This is a genomic window from Ferrovibrio sp. GW821-FHT12D07, assembly GCF_058807275.1.
Window position 1 is genome coordinate 883,721 of the sequence record NZ_JBXAQN010000002.1, and the last position, 20,009, is coordinate 903,729.

Consider the following 20,009-nt stretch of genomic DNA (forward strand, 5'->3'; position numbering starts at 1 on the left):
GAGACTAGGCCCCGATGCTGTCCTACATCCTCCGCCGCCTGGCCCTGATCCTGCCGACCCTGTTCGGGATCATCCTGATCAATTTCGTTGTGGTGCAGTTTGCGCCCGGCGGCCCCGTTGAGCAGGTGATCGCCCAGGTGACCGGCACTGCGGCCGACACCACGGCGCGCATCGGCGGTTCCTCGGGCAGCGAAACCGGCCCGGCTGGCGGCGCTTTCGCCCAGGCCGCCGAAGGCGCCAGCAGCCGCTATCGCGGCGCGCAGGGCCTGGACCCGGAATTCATCAAGAAGATCGAGAAGCAGTTCGGGTTCGACAAGCCGGCGCATGAACGCTTCCTGCTCATGCTGGGCCAGTATGCCCGGCTCGATTTCGGCACCAGCTATTTCAAGGACCGGCCGGTGGTCGACCTGATCCTGGAGAAACTGCCGGTCTCGATCTCGCTCGGCCTGTGGACCACCCTGATCGTCTACCTGATCTCGATTCCGCTGGGCATCGGCAAGGCGGTGCGCGACGGCAGCCGCTTCGATGTCTGGTCCTCGGCCGCCATCGTGATTGGCGAGGCCATCCCGGGCTTCTTGTTCGCCGTACTGCTGGTGGTGCTGTTCGCCGGCGGCAGCTTCGTGCAGTGGTTCCCTTTGCGAGGACTGACTTCCGATAACTGGGCTCAGCTCGGCCTGATGGGCAAGGCACTGGATTACTTCTGGCACCTCGTGCTGCCAGTCATGGCCATGGTGATCGGCGGTTTCGCCGGCCTGACCATGCTGACCAAGAATTCCTTCATGGAAGAGATAAACAAGCTCTATGTGCTGACCGCGCGGGCCAAGGGCCTGAGCGAAGGCCGCGTGCTATACGGCCATGTCTTCCGCAACGCCATGCTGATCGTGATCGCGGGCTTCCCTGGCGCCTTCATCGGCATCCTGTTCACATCCTCCTTGCTGATCGAGGTGATCTTCTCCCTCGACGGCTTAGGACTGCTCGGCTTCGAGGCGGCGCTGAAGCGCGATTACCCGATCATGTTCGGTTCTCTGTTCATCTTCACCCTGCTGGGACTGGTGGTCAGCCTGGTCTCCGACCTGATGTATGTCGTGATCGATCCGCGCATCGACTTTGAAAGCAGACGGGCATGATCCTGTCGCCCATCAATGCCCGGCGCTGGCGTAACTTCCGCGCCAACCGGCGGGGTTTCTGGTCGCTGTGGATTTTCCTGGCGCTGTTCACGCTCAGCCTGGGCGCCGAACTGATCGCCAATGATTCGCCCGTGCTGCTGCGCTACGACGGGCAATTCTATTACCCGGCCTTCAAGGCCTATCCGGAGACCACCTTCGGCGGCGATTTCGAGACCGAGGCGAAATATCGCGACCAGTTCGTGGCCGACCTAATCAAGGAAAAGGACGGCTGGATGGTCTGGCCGCCGATCCGCTACAGTTATCGCACCATCAACTATGAGCTCGGCCGCCCGGCTCCGGCGCCGCCCAGCAAGGAGAACTGGCTCGGCACCGACGATCAGGGCCGCGACGTGCTGGCGCGCCTGATCTACGGCTTCCGCATTTCGGTGCTGTTCGGCCTTATCCTCACAGTCTTCAGTTCGATCATCGGCGTCACCGCCGGCGCGGTGCAGGGCTACTTCGGCGGCAAGACCGACCTGATCTTCCAGCGCTTCATCGAAATCTGGTCCGGCCTGCCCACGCTCTACCTGCTGATCATCCTGGCCAGCATCGTGCAGCCGAATTTCTGGTGGCTGCTCGGTATCATGCTGCTGTTTTCCTGGATGGCGCTGGTCGGCGTGGTGCGCGCGGAATTCCTGCGCGCCCGCAATTTCGGCTATGTGCGCGCCGCCCGTGCACTCGGCGTCTCGGATAGCGGCATCATGATCCGCCACCTGTTGCCCAACGCCATGGTGGCGACGCTGACCATGCTGCCCTTCATCCTCAATGGCTCGATCACGACGCTGACGGCCCTCGATTTCCTCGGCTTCGGCCTGCCGCCGGGCTCGCCGTCGCTGGGCGAACTGCTCAGCCAGGGCAAGAACAACATCCAGGCACCCTGGCTCGGCATCACCGCTTTCATGATCCTGGCGGTGATGCTCAGCCTGCTGCTGTTCATCGGCGAGGCGGTGCGCGACGCCTTCGATCCGCGGAAGATTTTCCGATGAGCGCGCCCCTGCTTTCCGTCAAGGACCTGCGCGTGCGCTTCGGCGACAACCCCGAGGCCGTACGTGGCGTCAGCTTCGACATCGCACGCGGCGAGACGCTGGCGCTGGTGGGCGAAAGCGGTTCGGGCAAGTCGGTGACGGCGCTGTCGGTGCTGCAGCTGCTGCCTTATCCGCTGGCCAGCCATCCTGCCGGCAGCATCGAATTCCAGGGCGAGAATCTGGTCGCCGCGACGCCGGAGGTGCTGCGGCGCATCCGCGGCAACCGCATCGCCATGGTTTTCCAGGAGCCGATGACCTCGCTCAACCCGCTGCACACCATCGAGCGGCAGGTGAACGAGGTGCTGACCCTGCACAAGGGCCTGAGCCGCGCGCAGGCGCGCAGCCGTACGCTGGAATTACTGAAACTGGTCGGCCTGCCGCAGGCGGAGCAGCGGCTTGGCGCCTATCCGCACCAGTTGTCGGGCGGCCAGCGCCAACGCGTGATGATCGCCATGGCGCTGGCCAACGAGCCCGATATCCTGATCGCCGACGAGCCGACCACGGCGCTGGACGTCACCATCCAGGCGCAAATCCTGAAACTGCTGAAGGACCTGCAGCAGAAGATGGGCATGGCCCTGCTGCTGATCACCCATGACCTGAATATCGTGCGCAACGTGGCGGACCGCGTCTGCGTGATGACCGAGGGACAGATTGTGGAAAGCGGCCCGGTGGCGCAGGTCTTCGGCCAGCCCCAGCATGCCTACACGAAAAAGCTGCTGGCGGCCGAGCCCAAGGGCATCGCGGCTGTCGCCCATGTCGATGCGCCGGTGGTGGCGGAAGCGAAAGACCTGAAGGTCTGGTTCCCGATCACCGCCGGGCTGTTCCGGCGTACGGTCGGCCATATCAAGGCGGTCGACGGCGTCAGCTTCCATATCCGTGCCGGCGAAACGCTGGGCGTCGTCGGTGAGAGCGGCTCGGGCAAGTCGACGCTGGCCTATGCGTTGCTGCGCCTGCAACGCAGCCAGGGCGACATCCGCTTCCAGGGCCAGGAGCTGCAGGGCAAGAGCTGGGCCGATATGCGCAACCTGCGACGCCAGATGCAGATCGTGTTCCAGGACCCGTTCGACTCCCTCTCGCCGCGCCTCTCGGTCTTCCATATCGTGTCCGAGGGCCTGAAGGTGCATGGCATCGGCAGTTCGGATGCCGAACGCCGCAGCATGGTGGCGGCCACGTTGACCGAAGTGGGCCTCAATCCCTCCACCATGGACCGCTACCCGCATGAATTCTCCGGCGGCCAGCGCCAGCGCATCGCGATTGCGCGTGCCATGGTGCTGAAGCCGAAATTCGTGGTGCTGGACGAGCCGACCTCGGCACTGGACATGAGCGTGCAAGCCCAGATCGTCGACCTGCTGCGCGACCTTCAGGAAAAACACAGCCTCGCCTATCTGTTCATCAGCCACGACCTTCGCGTGGTGCGGGCGCTGGCCGACCGCGTCATGGTGATGAAGGACGGCAAAGTGGTGGAAGAGAATACAGCGAAGCGGATTTTCGACGCCCCACAGAACGACTACACCCGCGCGCTGATCGCCGCCGCCTTCGAGATCGCGGTGCGCCACGAAGCCGCGACCCGTACATAATTTCCAGAAAGACCCATGGCCGTATTGATCTACACCAAGGCGCATGACCCGGCCGAATGGGCTGCCGTCATGCGCGCTATCGATCCCACACTGGACATCCGCCTGCACCCGCAGACCGGAAACCCGGCCGAGATTACGGCCGCCGTGGTGGCCAAGCCGCCACCCGGCCTGCTGAAAAACTTTCCCAACCTGAAGCTGATCCATGCCTTCGGCGCCGGCGTCGACGCCATCCTGGCCGACCCCGACCTGCCACGCCATGTGCCGCTGGCCCGCGTGGTGGACGAACGCCTGACCGTGGCGATGACGGAATATATCCTGCTGCACGTGCTGCGTTTCCATCGCCAGGTCGATGCCATGGCGTTGAACCAGCGAAACAAGACCTGGAAATGGCTGGCGCCGGTGGATGCCAGCGAACGCGTCATCGGCATCATGGGCATGGGCGCGCTGGGCACGGCGGCGGCCGAGAAACTGAAGCCCTTCGGATTCCAGCTGGTGAGCTGGAGCCGTGGCCTCAAGGCGGTCGACGGCGTCACCAGCTTCCATGGCGACGATCATCTCGACAGCTTCCTGCGGCTGTGCAACGTGCTGATCTGCCTGCTGCCGCTGACCCGGGAGACGCGCGGCATCATCAGCCGCCGCGCACTGTCGCTGCTGCCGCGCGGTGCTTACATCATCAATGCCGCACGCGGCGGCCATGTGATGGAAGCTGACCTGCTGCATGCGCTCGATAGCGAATGGCTGTCAGGTGCCACACTGGACGTCTTCGACGAAGAACCGTTGCGCGACAATCATCCCTTCTGGACTCATCCGAAGGTGACGGTGACGCCGCATAATGCAGCCGACAGCATTGCGGCGCAGGTGGCGCCGCAGATCGTCGACAACATCCAGAGATTAAAGAGCGGCCAGCCGCTGCTGCGCGTGGTGGATTACCAGCGCGGCTACTGACACCCGCTTATTCCCATTTCTTGAAGATTTCGACGAACTTGTCTTCACCGCAGGCGATGAAATAGCCGCGCAGCGCGCAGTTCTCGGACTCGCCCAGCCGCTTGCGCACGGCCTGCAGCGCCGGCAGCATTTCCTTGGCAAGCTGCTTGTCGTTGAAGCGCATCACTTCGCCCTGGGTACGCGCGCCATCATAGATGACGCCGATGCTTTCTTCGGAATTGATCTCGGGGCGGCGCTTGTAGAAGGTGTTGAGGCTCTTCAGGCCGCCGGTCTTCTGGATGAACTGCACGAAGTTGCTGAGCGCCATGTGGCGCTTATCAGGTGCAGTTTCCTTGGCCTCGAAGCAGCCGGACAGCAGCAGCGCTGCAATGGCCAGAGCGCAGAGCGCTGAACCGCGATGGACCTGCATGAAAGTTTTCCCCTCGAATAAGACCGGCCGTCGCCCTGCCGGGCGCAGTCGTTGCGGTCACTTTAAAAGCCCAAGTCTTACAGAAAGCTATACGGATCGACGTCGACCGCGCGCTTTACAGCCGAGGGTAGTTTTACTTTTGAAATCCATTCTCGCAACACGGCAGGCACATCGATCTCGCGGTTTGCCTTGAGCAGCAGGCGTTCGCGGAAGCGGCCGCGCAGGTAATGCAGGGGTGCCGGCGCCGGCCCCAGCACGATCAGGCCATCACCCCTGGGGGCGACGCGGGCCAGGGCACGCGAGGCCTGCTCGACCTGAGCCTGATCCGTGCCACTGATGATCAAGGCAGCGAGACGGCCAAACGGCGGCATGCCGGCGCGCTGGCGCTCGGCCATTTCTGCAGCAAGGAAACCGGCCCCATCATGCTTGCTGAGCGCCATGATCACCGGATGCTCAGGCAGGAAGCTCTGCAGCAGCACGCGTCCAGGATGGGCAGCGCGACCGGCGCGGCCGGCCACTTGGGTGAGAAGCTGGTGCGTGCGCTCGGCGGCGCGCGGATCACCGCCCGAAAGACCGAGATCGGCATCGATGACGCCGACTAGGGTAAGCAGCGGGAAGTGATGTCCCTTGGCCACAATCTGCGTGCCGATCAGGATGTCGACCTCGCCCTTTTCCATGCGCGTCAGCACTTCGGAAATCTGCGCCGGCGTATTGGTGGTATCCGATGCCATCATGGCGATGCGTGCATCGGGGAACAGGCTGGAGGCTTCTTCCACCAGCCGCTCGACGCCGGGGCCGCAGGCCTTGAACTTGTCTTCCGCGTTGCATTGTGGGCAATGCTGCGGCAGGCGTTCCTGGTGGCCGCAATGATGACACTGCAGACGGCCATGCCGCTTGTGTTCGACCAGCCAGGCCGAGCAGTTTGGGCAGGACAGTCGATGGCCGCAGGCGCCGCAAAGCGTCAGCGGCGCGTAGCCACGGCGATTGAGGAACAGCATCGCCTGCTCACCGCTGCCGATAGTCTCTTCGATGGCATGCCGCAGGGGCGCGCTGATGAAGCGCTGCGCCGGCAATCTCTCTTTTCGCAGATCGACCACGCCGATACGCGGCAGAACAGCCGTACCATGACGTTCGGGCAGCACGGCATGGGCATAGCGGCGGCGCGCCACGTTATGCAGGCTTTCCAGCGACGGCGTGGCCGAAGCCAGCACGCAGGCCGCGCCTTCCAGTTTGGCGCGCACCACCGCCATGTCGCGGGCATTGTAGATCACGCCCTCTTCCTGCTTGTAGGACGAGTCATGCTCTTCATCGACGACCACCAGCGCCAGGTCGGCATAGGGCAGGAACAGCGCCGAGCGTGCACCAATCACCACGCGCGCCTCGCCGCGGCTGATCGCGCGCAGGGTGGCGGCGCGACGGCCTTCGGCCATTTCCGAATGCCAGGCCCAGGCAGGTGCATTGAAGCGCTGCTCGAAGCGATCCAGGGACTGCTGCGTCAGTGCGATTTCTGGCAGCAGCACCAGCGCCTGCCGGCCATCCTTCAGCGCCTCGGCAATCGCCTCGTAATACACTTCCGTCTTGCCGGCGCCGGTGACGCCTTCCAGCAGCGTGACGGAAAAATCCTTCGCCGTGACAGCGGCACGCAGGGCCGCTGCGGCCTCGGCCTGCAGTGGATTGAGCGGGCGGCCACTCTGCTGCCAGTCAGGCATCGCCGGCGGACGGAAGGCCGGCACGCTCTGGGATTGCAGCGCGCCAAGCTCGACCAGCTTGCGCACCACGGCCTGAGAGACGGCGGCGACTTCGGCCAGCTCGGTGACGCCCAGGCCCGGCCGCTCGGCCGCCACCTGCATGACGCGGTCTCTCTGTGCGCTGGCGCGCAGATCGGCCGGTGCCGTGCCGACACGCAGCACCTGCCGCAACGGCGGCGCCTCGATCAGGGCACGCGGTTCGGGCAGGCACATTTTCAACACTGCGCCGGTCGGGTTGAGCGTATAGGCCGCCACCCAGTCGACCAGCTTGCGCAGCGCAGGCGCGATCGGCGGCGCGTCGCAACGGCGCAGCACGGATTTGAGCCGCGCGGTGGGCGGCAGCGCCTCGGGCGCACCATCCCAGACCACACCGAGCGAAACCCGGGTGCCGATGGGAACTTCCACGATATCGCCGGGTTGCAATGGCCCGGCCTCACCCACCCGATAGGTGAACGGCTCGGCCAGCGGCAACGGCAGCAGGACGCGGATCTGGTCGGCAGCGGTCAAGAGGGTTGTTCCGGTAGAAGCGCCCGTCAGGGTCGGGTATTATTAACCAAATCGACTGTAGCATCGCGGCCGATTCGCGTCGCGGCAGCCGCCCACGGAGTTTAGGACATGAAGTTTTTCGTCGATACCGCCGACATCGCCGAGATTGCAGAGCTGAACGATACCGGCCTGCTGGATGGCGTGACCACCAACCCGTCCCTGGTGGCCAAGACCGGCAAGGATTTCGTCACCACGATCAAGGAAATCTGCAAGATCGTGAAAGGTCCGGTTTCGGCCGAGGTGACCGCCACCGACCATGCCACCATGCTGGCCGAAGGCCGCAAGCTGGCCGCGCTGGCCACCAATGTGGCCGTGAAGGTGCCGCTGACCATGGACGGCCTGAAGACCTGCAAGGTGCTGTCGGACGACGGCATCATGGTCAACGTGACGCTATGCTTCTCGCCCGCCCAGGCAATCCTCGCCGCCAAGGCTGGCGCGACCTTCATCTCGCCCTTCGTCGGCCGGCTGGACGATATCGGCCAGGACGGCATGCAGCTGATCGCCGACATCGTGCAAATCTACAACAGCTACCCCGATTTCAAGACCGAAGTACTGGTCGCCTCGATCCGTCATCCGATCCATCTGATCGAATCGGCCAAGCTGGGCGCTGACGTCGCCACGCTGCCGCCCAATGTTCTGAAGAGCCTGGTGAAACATCCGCTCACCGACAAGGGGCTCGAGACCTTCCTGGCCGACTGGAAGAAGACCGGCCAGTCGATCCTGGACAGCAAGTAAGATCGTAACCATGGCCGATCGCACCACAGCACCCGTTTCCAGCCCCGCCCTGAGCGAGGCTGAAGTCATTGCCTGGCTGCAGCAGCATCCCGATCTACTGACCCGTCATCCCGATCTTTGTGAAATCCTGCTGCCGCCGGTGCGCCAGCCGAGCGGCGACAATGTCGTCGACCTGCAACGCTTCATGGTGCAGCGCCTGCAGGGTGAACTGCATCGCGTATCGCATGTCGGCACCGAACTGCTGGATGCCAGCCGCCAGAACCTGTCCGCCACCCAGCGCGTGCATGCCGCCGTGCTGATGCTGCTGGAGGCTGGCAGCTTCGAACATATGATCCATATGGCGACCCAGGACTGGACCGACCTGCTGGAGGTCGACGCCATCAGCCTCTGCGTCGAGGGCGATCCGGAAAAGATGAAGGATATCGCCACCGGTGGCGTCGTGGTGTTGCCAAGCGGCTCCATCGAGACTCTGCTTGGTGCGCTGCCCGCCGTGGCGCGCGACAATTGCGAAGCCGCAGACTGGATTTACGGCCCGGCGGCAACGCTGGTGAAATCCGATGCCCTGGCGCGTCTGGATTTCGGCCCGACGGCACCGCAAGCCATGTTGGCGCTCGGTTCGCGCGAGGCCGGCAAGTTCGAACCCAATCAAGGCACTGAGCTGCTGCAATTCCTTGCCGGCGTGCTCGGCCGGTCGGTGCGGTCATGGCTCGATCTGCCGCAGCCGTAACCGCAGACGAAGAACGCCTGCCGTTCTTCCTGGCCGCCGATGACGTGAAAGGCAAAGCCGAAGGCTGGTATCGCTGGCTGGCCAAGGAAAAACGCTTCTCCCGACATACGTTGCGCGCCTACGGGCAGGACCTGTCCGGTTTCCTGTCATTCCTGAGCGACCATCTGGGCGAAGCCGCCACGCTGGATGACCTGCGCACCTTGCGGCAGGCCGATTTTCGCGCCTATTTGAGCCGCCGCCGCAACGACGGCATCGAGGCCACATCGCTGGCCCGCAGTCTGAGCGCCGTGCGCAGCTTCTTCCGTCGCCTGCAGAAGGATGGGGTGGTGGAGAATGCCGCCGCCAACCTGATCCGCACACCGAAACGACCGCACAGCGTGCCGAAACCTTTAAGCGTGTCTGCCGCGCAGCAGGTGATCGATGCCACCGACGAAGCCGATGCCCTGCCCTGGCTGCAGGCGCGCGATGCCGCGATCCTGACCCTGCTCTGGGGTGCCGGCCTGCGTCTGGGCGAAGCGCTGGGCCTGAATGGCGAAGACATTCCGAAGGGCGATACCCTCACGGTCACCGGCAAGGGCAACAAGCAGCGCCTGGCACCGATCCTCCCGGTGGTGCGTGACGCCATCGCGGATTATGTAAAACTCTGCCCCTATCCGGTCAGCGGTGGCACGCCGCTGTTCTACGGTGCGCGCGGCAAACGCGTCGACCCAGCCATCATCCAGAAGGCCATGCGCAACGCACGGCGCGCACTGAACCTGCCGGAAACTGCCACGCCGCACGCCCTGCGGCACAGCTTCGCGACGCATCTGCTCGCTGCCGGCGGTGACCTGCGCACGATCCAGGAGCTGCTGGGCCATGCCTCGCTGTCCACCACGCAGCGCTATACCGAAGTGGATGCCGAGGCGCTGCTGCGGGTCTATGACGGCGCCCATCCGCGCGCCCGGGTGTAAGCGCCGTCACACCTGTTCGCCCCGGCTTTGCCTTAATCGCAGGACAGCCTAAGCTTTCTCGTGCAGGCAGATATGACGATCCCGAAACTCCGCCCCCTCATCCGCTACGCCCTCTTGGCCCTCGCCGGGCTGATCGCCGTGCCTTTGCTGGCCAGCGGCACCTCGATCGCCACGGCCGAGCGCAAGCACTGGTCGCAGGCACGCTGGGATTCCATCGGCCTGGCGCCCGATCCGGTCTCCTACAAGGATGCCGTCGTCCAGGTTTATGCCGCCCGGGTCTGGGGCTGGCGCGGGGCGCTCGCCGTCCACACCTGGATCGTGGTCAAACCGGCTGGCGCACCGGGCTATACCCGCTACGAGGTGGTGGGCTGGGGCGGTTCGCCGGTGCGGGTCAGCCAGCGTGTCCCCGATGGCTACTGGGCCGGCAATGCGCCAGAGCTGCTGCATGACCTGCGCGGCCCGGAAGCGGCCGCCGCCATCCCGCTGCTGATCTCGGCCGCCGAGCGCTATCCCTGGCGCGACGAATACGTGATGTGGCCTGGCCCGAACTCCAACAGCTTCGTCGCTTACCTTGCCCGCGAAGTGCCCGAGCTTGGCCTGCAACTGCCGCCCACCGCCGTGGGCAAGGACTGGATCGGGGCCACCCGTCTGGTGGCGCCCGCCCCCAGCGGCACCGGCTGGCAGGTGTCCCTGTTCGGCCTGGTCGGTGTGACGGCAGCGGCACGCGAGGGGCTGGAGCTCAATCTGCTGGGCTTCACCATCGGGCTGGATGTGCTGCGCCCGGCCATCAAACTGCCGGGTCTGGGACGGCTTGGCCTGCCTGCCGAGCAGACGGCAGATATCCATAAATAACCTGCAGTTGAGCGTTTTCCTCGCCGTTCGCGAGGAGTAATTCTGTCCACAGGATGCTACACTCCTGCCCCGCACCCATGGCGGCAGGCCCCGGGTGTCGAACAGGGAACAACCGCATCCGCACCATGACGGATCAGAAGCCCATTGCCTTTCCGGGTCCGGCCCGGCTGTCGCCGGAGCAGATCGGCATCAGCCTGCGGCCGCCGCATCATGTCGACCTGCTGCGCAGCCGGCCGGATGTCGGCTGGGTGGAGATTCACGCCGAAACCTATATGGGTGGCGGCGCCGCCCGTTGGTATCTGGAACAGGTGCGCGCGCGTTGGCCCGTGGCCGTGCAGGGCACCGGCCTGGGGCTGGGCGGCGGCGAACTGCCCGATGCCGACCATCTGGAACGGCTGGCGCGCCTGGTCGACTGGCTCGACCCCGTGCTGCTGTCGGAACATCTGGCCTGGGTCGGCGTCGAAGGCCGTTATTACAACGACCTGTTGCCATTGCCCTACACAGCCGAGACGCTGGAGAACTGCTGCCGCAACGTCGATATCGTGCAGACCCGGCTGAAACGCCCGCTGCTGATGGCCAATCCGGCCACCTATCTGCGGTTCCGCGAAAGTCAGATCGCCGAGGCCGAATTCCTGAGCCGCCTGAGCAACGAAACCGGCTGCGGCATCCTCTGCGACGTCAACAATCTCTATGTCTCCAGCGTCAACCATGTCGGCCGCGAGTCCGCGCTGGCGGTGGCTGAAGCCTATCTCGACAGCCTGCCGGCTCCGGCGGTGCACGAAATCCGCATCGGCGGCCACAGCGAGAAAATGGCCGACGGCCGCCTGATGCTGATCGACGATCACGCGGCGCTGGTGGCTGAGCCGGTCTGGCGCCTATACGCCAACGCGGTGCAGCGGTTCCCGCATGCGGCGACCTTGCTGGAATGGGACAGCAACCTGCCGCCGCTGGCGCATCTGTTGTCGGAAGCCGATCACGCCGCACGGCAGCGCGCGGCCGCACTGAAGCCCAGCGACCTGCCGGGCGATGCAACGGAAGGCGGCGATGAGCGCGCTGCTTGAACGCCAGCGCGAATTCGCCGACGCCCTGACCGGTTCGCTGCATGCAGTGGCCGAGAAGGTGATCGGCGATGCGATTCCGGCGGAAGGCCGCCTGCAGATTTATGCCGACCGCTTCCGTGCCAGCCTGCTGGAAAGCCTGGCCACGGTCTTCCCCGTCACCCGCGCCCTCGTCGGCGAAGCTTTCTTCGCCCAGACCGCACGCGACTTCCTGATCTTCGACCCGCCGCGCTCGCCGATCCTCAGCCTGTACGGCGACGGTTTTCCGACTTTCCTGGCCGCCCTGCCCGATCTCGGCGGACATCATTACCTGCCCGATATCGCCGCCTTTGAATGGGCGCTGAATGTCGCGGCGCAGGCCGACGACATCGACATCCTGCGGCCCGAAGACCTGCCCGATTCCGAAACCACGGCGCAGATGTCGCTGCCGCTGCATCCGTCGGCGCAACGCCTGTCGACGCCCTTCCCGGTCAGCCAGATCTGGCAGGTGCACCAGCCGGATTCACCCGTGGTGGATCGCATCCGCATGGCCGGCAGCAGCGAACGCCTGCTGGTCTGGCGGCGCGGCATCGAAGTCTGCTGGCACAAGCTGGATCATGGCGAGGATCGCCTGCTGGCCGAACTGGCCGATGGCGCGACGCTGGGCGCGGCCACGATGGCCGCTTCCCAGGAACCCGATTTCGATTTTCCCGCCAGCTTCAGCTGGATGCTGGATGGCGGTGTCTTCGCGAAGCCGGACGCCCTGCCAGATCAATCAAGCCAGGTATAGGCTGTCGCCAGCATCGCCTCGATGCCGGTGCGCAGCGTGGGATCGAGCACCGGCGCATAGAAGGGCGAATGGTTGACCGGCAGGATGCTGGGGTCTTCGCTCTTCTGCGCCTTGGCGAACAGCTCCGGATCAGTACCGCCGATTACCCAGAAGACGGACGGCACATTCCAGGCCGTACCGAACAGGCCAAAATCCTCACTACCCGAAGCCGGCTCCACCTGCACGACGCGGCCGGTGCCGAAGTACGCCTGCATGCCTTCGACGGTAAGCATGGTTGCCGCTTCGTCGTTGATGGTGAGCGGGAACTGGCTGATTTCGGAAATCGACGGCGGCTTGGGCGCACCGGAGGCGGCAGCTTCCGCCTCGATGATACGCTTGACCGAGGCCAGCACGCGGGTCCGCACGCTTTCCTTGAAGGTACGAATATTCAGACGCAGCAGGGCCTCGTCGGGAATAACGTTTTCGTTCAACCCGGATTGCAGCGTGCCCACGGTGACCACGGCACTGTCAGCCATCGCTACCTCACGCGACACCACGGTCTGCAGGCGCATGACAGTGGCGGCAGCCATCACGACCGGATCGATGCTGTTCTGCGGCTTGGAGCCATGGGCGCCGCGGCCGTAAATCTTCACTTCCCAGCTGTCGGCCGCCGACATGGCGACGCCCGGCTTGTAGCCGATAGTGCCAGCCGGCATGGGAATGACATGCTGGCCCAGCGACACGGTCGGCTTGGGGAATTTCTTGACCATGCCGTCATTCAGCATGGCGCGCGCGCCGGCGCCAATTTCCTCTGCCGGCTGGAACACGGCCATCACCGTACCCTTCCAGGTATCGCGATGCTCCGATAGCAGGCGGCCAACGGCCATCAGCCAGGTGACATGCAGGTCATGGCCGCAGGCATGCATGATCGACACCGACTGGCCGAAACGATCTGTGCCGGTCTGGGTGCTGGCATAGTCAAGGCCGGTCTTTTCCTTCACCGGCAGGCCATCCATATCGGCGCGCAGCAGGATCACCGGGCCATCGCCGTTCTTCAGCAGTGCGACGACGCCGGTCTTGCCGATGCCTTCATGCACCTCGAAGCCGTATTTCTTCATCCAGGCGGCGGCGATGCCGGCGGTGCGCACTTCCTGCATGGAGAGTTCGGGATGGCGGTGCAGATCGAGATAAATCTGCTCCATCTCGGGCAGCAAGCCGGCGATCTTGTCGAAGACGGCTTTCTTGTTGGCGGCGAGAACGCGCGGCACGGAAGCATGCATGGGATTCGTCTTTCTTCAGATCAGGAGAAGGAGCGGAAATTCGGGCGGGCGCCGCGCCGCAGGCGCGGCAGGCCGGTAGAGGCCGTCATATGCGGATCGTCATCGACCTCGGACAGCAGGGCGAGGATTTCCTGGCCCACGCGCATGGCATCCTGCGGCGGCAGGGCATCGGGATTTTCCATGATCGAGAGCAGGTCGAGAATGCGCTGTTGACGCTTGTAGCGCTGCTTGGCCGCCGCCTGATCCTCTTCGAGGTCATGCAGCAGTTCGACGCCGGGCGGCAGCATCTCGCAACGTTCGCACATGTACGGAATTAGACCGGATCACCCGGAAACGGTCAACGGAAGCCTAGGCGCAACCGGCGTGAACCAATCAGGAAGATTGGCCCATCCCCATGCCCTTTACCGACCGGCCGGTGCGCAACAGCGCCAGCGGCCCGATGAAGGCACCCAGCCCCATGATGGCCAGTCCCAGGCCCCAGCTGAGGACCGTCTGGCCGCCGGTGAAATACTGCGCGGCATCAAGCGCGAAGCCGACGAATAGCGGACCCAGCACCGAGACACCGAAGCCCAGCGCCGAATGCAGCGCCATAGTCGAACCGCGATGCTCCGGCTCGGCCGCCGCCATCATGCCTGAGGTGAGTGCGCCGGAATCGCCGCAGATGAACACGAAATAAACCGCGCAATAGGCCAGCACCAGCCAGACCGGCAGGGCCGCCGTGAAGCCGAAGACAATCCCCATGATGCCCGACAAACTCATGATCGCCACCAGTGCGCGACGCCGGCCGAATTTCAGCGCCATTTCGTTACCCAGCAGGCTGGCTGGCAAACCGATCAGCGTGATGATCGCCGCCAGCACCGTGGCACTGGGCAACACGGCGGCCACGGCAGGTTCACGCGCCAGCACGAAAACCAGGAAAGCGGTCAGCCAGGCACGCATGGCGGTCAGCTCGAAACCGTGGGCGGCATAACCGATGATGTAGCCCATGGCATCGCGGTTACGCAGCACAGGCCCAAGCTGGAAGCCGGTCGCGGCCTTGGCGCCGGCAGGGGGAGCCGGGGCCAGCAGCATCCAGGCCAGGGCACCGGAGGCCAGACAGAACAGGCCGACCAGGCCAAAACTCCAGCGCCAGCCGAACCATTCGGCCAGCAACCCCGTGACACTGAAGCTGAGGGCGACGGCGATGGAATAGCTGGCGGTATAGAAGGTGACGGCGCGGCTCTGTTCGCCGCCGCGCAGGCGATCGGTCAGTGCGCGTAAACCCGGCATATAAATCGCGGCCTGTCCGGCACCACCGATGGCCCGCAGGATGAAGCCGGACCAGAAACCATCAGCCAGAACCGCAAAAGCCACCGTACTGAGGCCGGTGACCGCCGCGCCAACGGTAAATACCAGCCGGGCATCAATCCGGTCGGTCAGCATCACCGCCCAGGTCACGAACAGCATGTAGCCGAGGTAATAGACACCGGCGATCCAGCCTGCTTCCGTATTGGTCAGGCCCCAGGCGGCAATGAAATCCGGCATCAGGGCCGGGAAACTGGCAATGGGCAGAATCGCCAGCACTTCCAGCGCGGAGATCAGGAAAATGAGATTGCGGGAAGACATGAAACCGGGACGGGTGCAGAAGCGGAAAATACAGGACTTGCCTTCGGTCACGCAGTATTCAACGATCCGGACCGGACTGCCAGAGTATCGTCACATTTCCCGGCAATAAAGATCGTGTCCACCACGAAACTGGCCACCAGAACCAGTCTTCAGAAATCAGGAACGCCCATGTCCCGCGACTCATCTGCCCGCCTCACCAGTCCCGTCTCGCGCCGCCTGTTCCTCACCGGCAGCGCCGCGCTGGGCCTCACTCCCCTGCTCGCCTGCGCGCCCCGAGGTTCTGTCAGTTCGATGAAATACGACACCGCAACACCCATCATCTTCGTCCACGGCAACGGCGACACCGCCGCGCTTTGGAATACCACCTGCTGGCGCTGGGAAAGCAACGGCTTCCCGGCCGACCGCCTGCTGGCCCTCGATTTCCCCTATCCGCTGGCGCGCAGCAACGACGACGAATTCCAGGCCGGCCGGTCCTCCACCAAGGAGCAGCTGGAGCAGCTGTCGGCGGCCATCGAGCTGGCGCTGCGTGAAACCAAGGCCGGACGCGTGGCGCTGGTCGGGTCCTCGCGCGGCGGCTATTCCATCCGCAACTACCTGAAGAACAGCCCAGGTGCGGCCTATGTCAGCCATGCCGTGCTCTGCGGCGTGCCCAACCATGGCGTCATCGTCTCGAACGACAAGCTGGTGGGCAGCGAATTCAACGGCACCAGCGCTTTCCTGCGCCAGCTCAACAGCGGCTCCGAGGTCGTGCCCGGCGTGGCCTGGATGACCACCCGCAGCGACAATGCCGACAAGTTCGCCCAGCCCGATGGTGCAGCGCTCGGCTTTGCCGGCACCGCGACCGGCGTGACCGCCGACGGCCCGGCGCTGGCCGGCGCAAAGAACATTGTGCTGCCCGGCCTGGACCATCGCGAGGTCGCCTTCCATGAGAAGGCTTTTGCCGCCACCTGGGAATTCATCATGGGCAGCGCGCCAGCCACGACAGCCATCATCCCGGAGGCTGCACCGGTGCTGAACGGCAAGGTGAATGGCATGGTGCGCGGGTCGCCGACCAATCTGCCGGTCGAAGGCGCCCGCGTGGAAATCCATGAGACCGATCCGCAGACCGGTGCCCGCCGCCGCCAGGTGCATGCCAAGGTGACTGGTCCCGATGGCTATTGGGGCCCGTTCACGGCCAGCCCGACCGCGACCTATGAATTCGTGCTGAGCGTGACCGGCCAGACCACCACGCATATCTACCGCTCGCCCTTCCCGCGCTCGACGGCGCAGGTTCACCTGCGCACCGCTGTGGTGGCCGACCGCGACCGCCAGGCCGGCTCGATTATCACCCTCAGCCGCCCGCGCGGCTATTTCGGTCAGGCGCGTGGCGACATCGTCACGCTGGATGGCAAGCCGGGCACCGGCATTCCTGCCGGCATCCCGGTAAACTCGACTTCGACGCTGGCCTTGCCGCGCGGCGAGGCCCAACGCAGCGTTGTCTGCCGCTTCAACAATGAGACGATTGTCGTGCAGTCCTGGAATGCCATCGACGACCGCGCGGTGATCGCCGAACTGCACTACTAGCGGCAATCAGGATCATGAAATGAAAAGGGCGGCTGAGAAGCCGCCCTTTTCATTGTCCGCCCGCAGACGGGATCACATATTGATAATCTGGCCATCCACGCCGAGTGCTGCTTCCTTCACCGCCTCGGTCAGGCCCGGATGGGCATGCACGGTGCGGTAGATGTCTTCGGCCGAGGCGCCGAATTCCAGCGCCATTACCAGTTCCTGGATCAGGTGACCGGCATCGGCGCCGATGATATGCGCGCCAACGATCTTCTTGGTCTTCTCGTCTTCCAGAATCTTCACGAAGCCGTCGGTCATGGTCATCGCACGAGCGCGCGCATTGGCCGTGAAGGGGAACTTGCCGGTCTTGTAAGCCACACCGGCCGCCTTCAGCTCTTCCTCGGTTTTGCCGACAGAGGCCACTTCCGGATAGGTGTATACCACGCCCGGAATGGCGTCGTAGTTGATATGCGGCTTCTGGCCGGCCAGCAGCTCGGCCAACACGACACCCTCTTCCTCAGCCTTATGCGCCAGCATGACGCCGGTAATGGCGTCGCCGATGGCATAGACGCCCTTGGCGGTGGTCTGGAAATGACCGTCGGTCTTCACGCGGCCACGCTCATCGAGCTGCACGCCGGCAGCCTCCAGGCCGAGGCCCGCGGTGTAGGGGCGACGACCGATCGAGACCAGCACGACATCGGCAGTCATCTCTTCCTTGGCGCCGCCAGCCGCCGGCTCCATGGTCAGCGTCACGCCACCTTTGGCCGTCTTGGCCGCCGTCACCTTGGTGCCAAGCTTGAACTTCATGCCCTGCTTGGTGAGGATGCGCTGCATCTGCTTCGACACCTCGCCGTCATTGGTCGGCAGGATGCGGTCGAGGAATTCCACCACAGTGACCTCGGTACCCAGACGCATCCAGACCGAGCCGAGCTCCAGGCCGATCACGCCGCCGCCGATCACCACCATGCTCTTCGGCACGGCCGCCAGCTTGATGCCACCAGTCGAGGACACGACCTGCTTTTCGTCGATCTCGATGCCCTTGAGCGGCATCACTTCCGACCCGGTGGCGATCACGATGTGTTTAGCCGAATAGGTGCCGGCGCCCTCGCCCTTCACCGCGACCTTGCCGCCGCCCAGCAGGCTGCCTTCGCCCTTCAGCCAGGTGATCTTGTTCTTCTTGAACAGGAATTCGATGCCCTTGTTCGAAGACGTCACCACGCTCTGCTTCTGCGCCATCATCGCCGGCAGGTCGATATCGATCTTGCCAATCTTGATGCCGTGCTGGGTGAAGCCGTGGGTTGCCTCATGATACAGCTCGGAAGAATGCAGCAGCGCCTTGGACGGGATGCAGCCGACATTCGTGCAGGTGCCGCCGAGACCGGCGTCCTTCTCGATGCAGGCCACGCTCATACCGAGCTGGGCGCAGCGGATCGCCATGGTATAGCCGCCGGGACCGGCACCGATGATGATAACGTCAAAAGCCTGTTCACTCATGGATCGTCCTCCAGAACTTCAGAATGGCCTGGCGCTTACGGTATCTGACCGTAAAGGCCGCCGCCGGCAGAGGTCATGATCTTGACCTTCTGCGTGCCGACCAGCAGGCCACTGCTGACCAGATCAGCCAGCATGGCCGTGTAAACGGCTGAATCCTTCACCGCATCGACCGATGCCTGGTCGCGCCAGAAGGTGATGGTCCGCCATTCCTGGTCGTCGTAGGTGAAAAAACAGGCCAGGCAACCGTCCAGGTTCTTGAACAGCGGCTCGAGCCGGTCGCGGCCGAAGGCGATGAAGTCCTCGATCCGTCCCGGCATATAGGCCGTGCTCCAGACGCGGACAATCATTGCTCTGACCTGTTCCTTACATTTCGAAGAGCAGGCGCTGCGGATCCTCGAGGCATTCCTTGACGCGCACGAGGAAGCTGACCGCCTCGCGACCGTCAACGATGCGGTGATCATAGGTCAGTGCCACATACATCATCGGACGGATCACCACCTGGCCGTTCACGGCCATCGGACGCTCCTGGATCTTGTGCATGCCCAGAATGGCCGACTGCGGCGGATTGATGATCGGGGTCGACATCAGCGAGCCGAACACGCCGCCATTGGTGATGCTGAAGCTACCGCCCTGCAGCTCGTCGATGCCCAGCTTGCCGTCACGGGCGCGCTTGCCCATATCGGCGATGGTCTTCTCGATACCAGCGAAGGACAGGTGATCGGCGTCGCGGATCACCGGCACGACCAGACCGGTCGGGGTGGAGACGGCGCAGCCGATGTTGAAGTAGTTCTTGAAGACGATCTCGTCGCCCTCGATCTCGGCGTTGACGGCCGGGAATTCCTTCAGCGCCTGCACGCAGGCCTTGACGAAGAACGACATGAAGCCCAGGCGCACGCCGTGCTTCTTCTCGAACTGGTCGACATACTGCTTACGGGCAGCCATCAGCGCCGACATGTCCACCTCGTTGAAGGTGGTGAGCAGCGCGGCAGTGTTCTGGGCTTCCTTCAGGCGGCGGGCGATCACCTGGCGCAACTTGGACATGCGCTGGCGTTCCTCGCGGTCGCCATTGGCGCGCGGACCGGCCGGCACCGACGGACGCGCGGCAGGCGCAGCGCCGCCACCGGACGCGAGGAGATCCATCACGTCGCCCTTGGTGACGCGGCCATCCTTGCCCGAGCCGGCAACGCCCGAGACATTGACGTTCTTCTCGGCGGCCAGCTTGGCGGCGGCCGGCAGAGCCTGACCGGCAGCGGGAGCAGCAGCAGCGGACTTGGCGGCAGGCGCCGGAGCAACGGCCGGCGCAGCAGCGGGCTTGGCAGCCGGCTTCGCGGCGGCACCCGCGCCAGCCGTCAGCGTCGCCAGCAGATCGCCGACCTGCACGGTAGCGCCTTCGGCGGCGAGAACCTCGCCCAGCGTGCCGGCTTCCGGCGCATTGACCTCGACGGTGACCTTGTCGGTCTCGAGCTCGACCAGAAGCTGGTCGCGCGCGACGGCATCGCCGGCCTTGGCCGACCACTTGCCGACGGTGGCTTCGGAGATCGATTCCGCCAGCTGCGGAACGCGGATTTCAACTGCCATGTTCTTACGTCCTTGTTCTAA

The 20,009-nt window shown here is 64.4% G+C and carries 19 protein-coding genes; 11 read left to right on the top strand and 8 right to left on the bottom strand.

Annotated features, from left to right (window positions below; all coding sequences use genetic code 11):
• Window positions 1–14 precede the first annotated feature (14 nt).
• From AC1RRE_RS16130 to AC1RRE_RS16145, 4 genes are read left to right on the top strand one after another with little or no spacing between them, the layout of a single operon-like run.
• Window positions 15–1,127 (top strand): microcin C ABC transporter permease YejB, encoded by a 1,113-nt coding sequence (locus AC1RRE_RS16130; protein WP_492982290.1) that lies wholly within the window; start codon window positions 15–17, stop codon window positions 1,125–1,127.
• Window positions 1,124–2,152 (top strand): ABC transporter permease, encoded by a 1,029-nt coding sequence (locus tag AC1RRE_RS16135; RefSeq protein ID WP_492982292.1) that lies wholly within the window; start codon window positions 1,124–1,126, stop codon window positions 2,150–2,152. The genes AC1RRE_RS16130 and AC1RRE_RS16135 overlap by 4 nt, the downstream gene beginning before the upstream one ends.
• Complete coding sequence (locus AC1RRE_RS16140) at window positions 2,149–3,768, top strand: ABC transporter ATP-binding protein (protein ID WP_492982294.1); 1,620 nt, start codon at window positions 2,149–2,151, stop codon at window positions 3,766–3,768. The genes AC1RRE_RS16135 and AC1RRE_RS16140 overlap by 4 nt, the downstream gene beginning before the upstream one ends.
• Before the next feature lie 15 nt (window positions 3,769–3,783).
• Window positions 3,784–4,713 carry a 2-hydroxyacid dehydrogenase gene (locus AC1RRE_RS16145; protein ID WP_492982295.1) on the top strand — a complete coding sequence of 310 codons (930 nt, stop codon included), beginning with the start codon at window positions 3,784–3,786 and terminating at the stop codon, window positions 4,711–4,713.
• A 7-nt stretch (window positions 4,714–4,720) separates the two neighbouring features.
• Here AC1RRE_RS16145 and AC1RRE_RS16150 read toward each other — a convergent pair whose 3' ends face one another.
• Entirely contained in the window at window positions 4,721–5,122 is a 402-nt protein-coding gene (locus tag AC1RRE_RS16150; RefSeq protein WP_492982297.1) for a hypothetical protein, read from the bottom strand.
• 77 nt (window positions 5,123–5,199) lie between these two features.
• Complete coding sequence (locus tag AC1RRE_RS16155; protein WP_492982299.1) at window positions 5,200–7,377, bottom strand: primosomal protein N'; 2,178 nt, start codon at window positions 7,375–7,377, stop codon at window positions 5,200–5,202.
• A 108-nt stretch (window positions 7,378–7,485) separates the two neighbouring features.
• Here AC1RRE_RS16155 and fsa point away from each other — a divergent pair, with 108 nt between their 5' ends.
• From fsa to AC1RRE_RS16185, 6 genes are all read left to right on the top strand, one after another.
• Window positions 7,486–8,151, top strand: a complete 666-nt coding sequence (gene fsa / locus AC1RRE_RS16160) for a fructose-6-phosphate aldolase (protein ID WP_492982301.1) — start codon at window positions 7,486–7,488, stop codon at window positions 8,149–8,151.
• A gap of 10 nt (window positions 8,152–8,161) precedes the next feature.
• Complete coding sequence (locus AC1RRE_RS16165) at window positions 8,162–8,878, top strand: DUF484 family protein (protein WP_492982303.1); 717 nt, start codon at window positions 8,162–8,164, stop codon at window positions 8,876–8,878.
• Complete coding sequence (locus AC1RRE_RS16170; RefSeq protein WP_492982305.1) at window positions 8,854–9,828, top strand: tyrosine recombinase XerC; 975 nt, start codon at window positions 8,854–8,856, stop codon at window positions 9,826–9,828. Before AC1RRE_RS16165 ends, AC1RRE_RS16170 begins: the two co-directional genes overlap by 25 nt.
• A 72-nt stretch (window positions 9,829–9,900) precedes the next feature.
• Window positions 9,901–10,680 (top strand): DUF3750 domain-containing protein, encoded by a 780-nt coding sequence (locus AC1RRE_RS16175; RefSeq protein WP_492982307.1) that lies wholly within the window; start codon window positions 9,901–9,903, stop codon window positions 10,678–10,680.
• 125 nt (window positions 10,681–10,805) lie between these two features.
• Entirely contained in the window at window positions 10,806–11,741 is a 936-nt protein-coding gene (locus tag AC1RRE_RS16180) for an MbnB/TglH/ChrH family RiPP precursor modification enzyme (protein ID WP_492982309.1), read from the top strand.
• The gene (locus AC1RRE_RS16185; protein ID WP_492982311.1) at window positions 11,725–12,507 is read left to right on the top strand and encodes an HvfC/BufC N-terminal domain-containing protein; all 783 of its coding nucleotides are present in this window, start codon (window positions 11,725–11,727) and stop codon (window positions 12,505–12,507) included. The genes AC1RRE_RS16180 and AC1RRE_RS16185 overlap by 17 nt, the downstream gene beginning before the upstream one ends.
• On the opposite strand, the gene AC1RRE_RS16190 is transcribed toward AC1RRE_RS16185, so the two are convergent.
• From AC1RRE_RS16190 to AC1RRE_RS16200, 3 genes are all read right to left on the bottom strand, one after another.
• On the bottom strand, window positions 12,489–13,766 hold the full coding sequence (locus AC1RRE_RS16190; protein WP_492982313.1) for a M20 family metallopeptidase: 1,278 nt from the start codon (window positions 13,764–13,766) through the stop codon (window positions 12,489–12,491). The genes AC1RRE_RS16185 and AC1RRE_RS16190 overlap by 19 nt on opposite strands.
• 20 nt (window positions 13,767–13,786) lie before the next feature.
• Window positions 13,787–14,071 (bottom strand): hypothetical protein, encoded by a 285-nt coding sequence (locus AC1RRE_RS16195; protein ID WP_492982315.1) that lies wholly within the window; start codon window positions 14,069–14,071, stop codon window positions 13,787–13,789.
• Window positions 14,072–14,138: 67 nt separating this feature from the next.
• Window positions 14,139–15,422: an MFS transporter gene (locus AC1RRE_RS16200; protein ID WP_492982317.1), complete on the bottom strand. Its 1,284-nt coding sequence runs from the start codon at window positions 15,420–15,422 to the stop codon at window positions 14,139–14,141.
• A gap of 117 nt (window positions 15,423–15,539) precedes the next feature.
• Here AC1RRE_RS16200 and AC1RRE_RS16205 point away from each other — a divergent pair, with 117 nt between their 5' ends.
• Window positions 15,540–16,934, top strand: coding sequence for a hypothetical protein (locus AC1RRE_RS16205; RefSeq protein ID WP_492982319.1), 1,395 nt, complete (start codon window positions 15,540–15,542; stop codon window positions 16,932–16,934).
• Window positions 16,935–17,006: 72 nt separating this feature from the next.
• Here the strand turns inward: AC1RRE_RS16205 and lpdA are convergent, their stop codons facing one another.
• Genes lpdA through odhB form a run of 3 tightly spaced genes read right to left on the bottom strand, consistent with a single transcriptional unit; the run spans window position 17,007 to window position 19,988 of the window.
• On the bottom strand, window positions 17,007–18,410 hold the full coding sequence (gene lpdA / locus AC1RRE_RS16210) for a dihydrolipoyl dehydrogenase (protein WP_492982321.1): 1,404 nt from the start codon (window positions 18,408–18,410) through the stop codon (window positions 17,007–17,009).
• Between the two features lie 35 nt (window positions 18,411–18,445).
• Window positions 18,446–18,757, bottom strand: a complete 312-nt coding sequence (locus AC1RRE_RS16215) for an antibiotic biosynthesis monooxygenase (protein WP_492982322.1) — start codon at window positions 18,755–18,757, stop codon at window positions 18,446–18,448.
• Between the two features lie 16 nt (window positions 18,758–18,773).
• Window positions 18,774–19,988, bottom strand: coding sequence for a 2-oxoglutarate dehydrogenase complex dihydrolipoyllysine-residue succinyltransferase (odhB, locus tag AC1RRE_RS16220; protein ID WP_492982324.1), 1,215 nt, complete (start codon window positions 19,986–19,988; stop codon window positions 18,774–18,776).
• Between the last annotated feature and the right edge of the window lie 21 nt (window positions 19,989–20,009).

Coding starts and splice junctions, on each gene's coding strand:
- AC1RRE_RS16130 (WP_492982290.1), top strand. CDS start 15: ATGCTGTCCTACATCCTCCGCCGCCTGGCCCTGATCCTGCCGACCCTG.
- AC1RRE_RS16135 (WP_492982292.1), top strand. CDS start 1,124: ATGATCCTGTCGCCCATCAATGCCCGGCGCTGGCGTAACTTCCGCGCC.
- AC1RRE_RS16140 (WP_492982294.1), top strand. CDS start 2,149: ATGAGCGCGCCCCTGCTTTCCGTCAAGGACCTGCGCGTGCGCTTCGGC.
- AC1RRE_RS16145 (WP_492982295.1), top strand. CDS start 3,784: ATGGCCGTATTGATCTACACCAAGGCGCATGACCCGGCCGAATGGGCT.
- AC1RRE_RS16150 (WP_492982297.1), bottom strand. CDS start 5,122: ATGCAGGTCCATCGCGGTTCAGCGCTCTGCGCTCTGGCCATTGCAGCG.
- fsa (WP_492982301.1), top strand. CDS start 7,486: ATGAAGTTTTTCGTCGATACCGCCGACATCGCCGAGATTGCAGAGCTG.
- AC1RRE_RS16165 (WP_492982303.1), top strand. CDS start 8,162: ATGGCCGATCGCACCACAGCACCCGTTTCCAGCCCCGCCCTGAGCGAG.
- AC1RRE_RS16170 (WP_492982305.1), top strand. CDS start 8,854: ATGGCTCGATCTGCCGCAGCCGTAACCGCAGACGAAGAACGCCTGCCG.
- AC1RRE_RS16175 (WP_492982307.1), top strand. CDS start 9,901: ATGACGATCCCGAAACTCCGCCCCCTCATCCGCTACGCCCTCTTGGCC.
- AC1RRE_RS16180 (WP_492982309.1), top strand. CDS start 10,806: ATGACGGATCAGAAGCCCATTGCCTTTCCGGGTCCGGCCCGGCTGTCG.
- AC1RRE_RS16185 (WP_492982311.1), top strand. CDS start 11,725: ATGAGCGCGCTGCTTGAACGCCAGCGCGAATTCGCCGACGCCCTGACC.
- AC1RRE_RS16190 (WP_492982313.1), bottom strand. CDS start 13,766: ATGCATGCTTCCGTGCCGCGCGTTCTCGCCGCCAACAAGAAAGCCGTC.
- AC1RRE_RS16195 (WP_492982315.1), bottom strand. CDS start 14,071: ATGTGCGAACGTTGCGAGATGCTGCCGCCCGGCGTCGAACTGCTGCAT.
- AC1RRE_RS16205 (WP_492982319.1), top strand. CDS start 15,540: ATGTCCCGCGACTCATCTGCCCGCCTCACCAGTCCCGTCTCGCGCCGC.
- lpdA (WP_492982321.1), bottom strand. CDS start 18,410: ATGAGTGAACAGGCTTTTGACGTTATCATCATCGGTGCCGGTCCCGGC.
- AC1RRE_RS16215 (WP_492982322.1), bottom strand. CDS start 18,757: ATGATTGTCCGCGTCTGGAGCACGGCCTATATGCCGGGACGGATCGAG.
- odhB (WP_492982324.1), bottom strand. CDS start 19,988: ATGGCAGTTGAAATCCGCGTTCCGCAGCTGGCGGAATCGATCTCCGAA.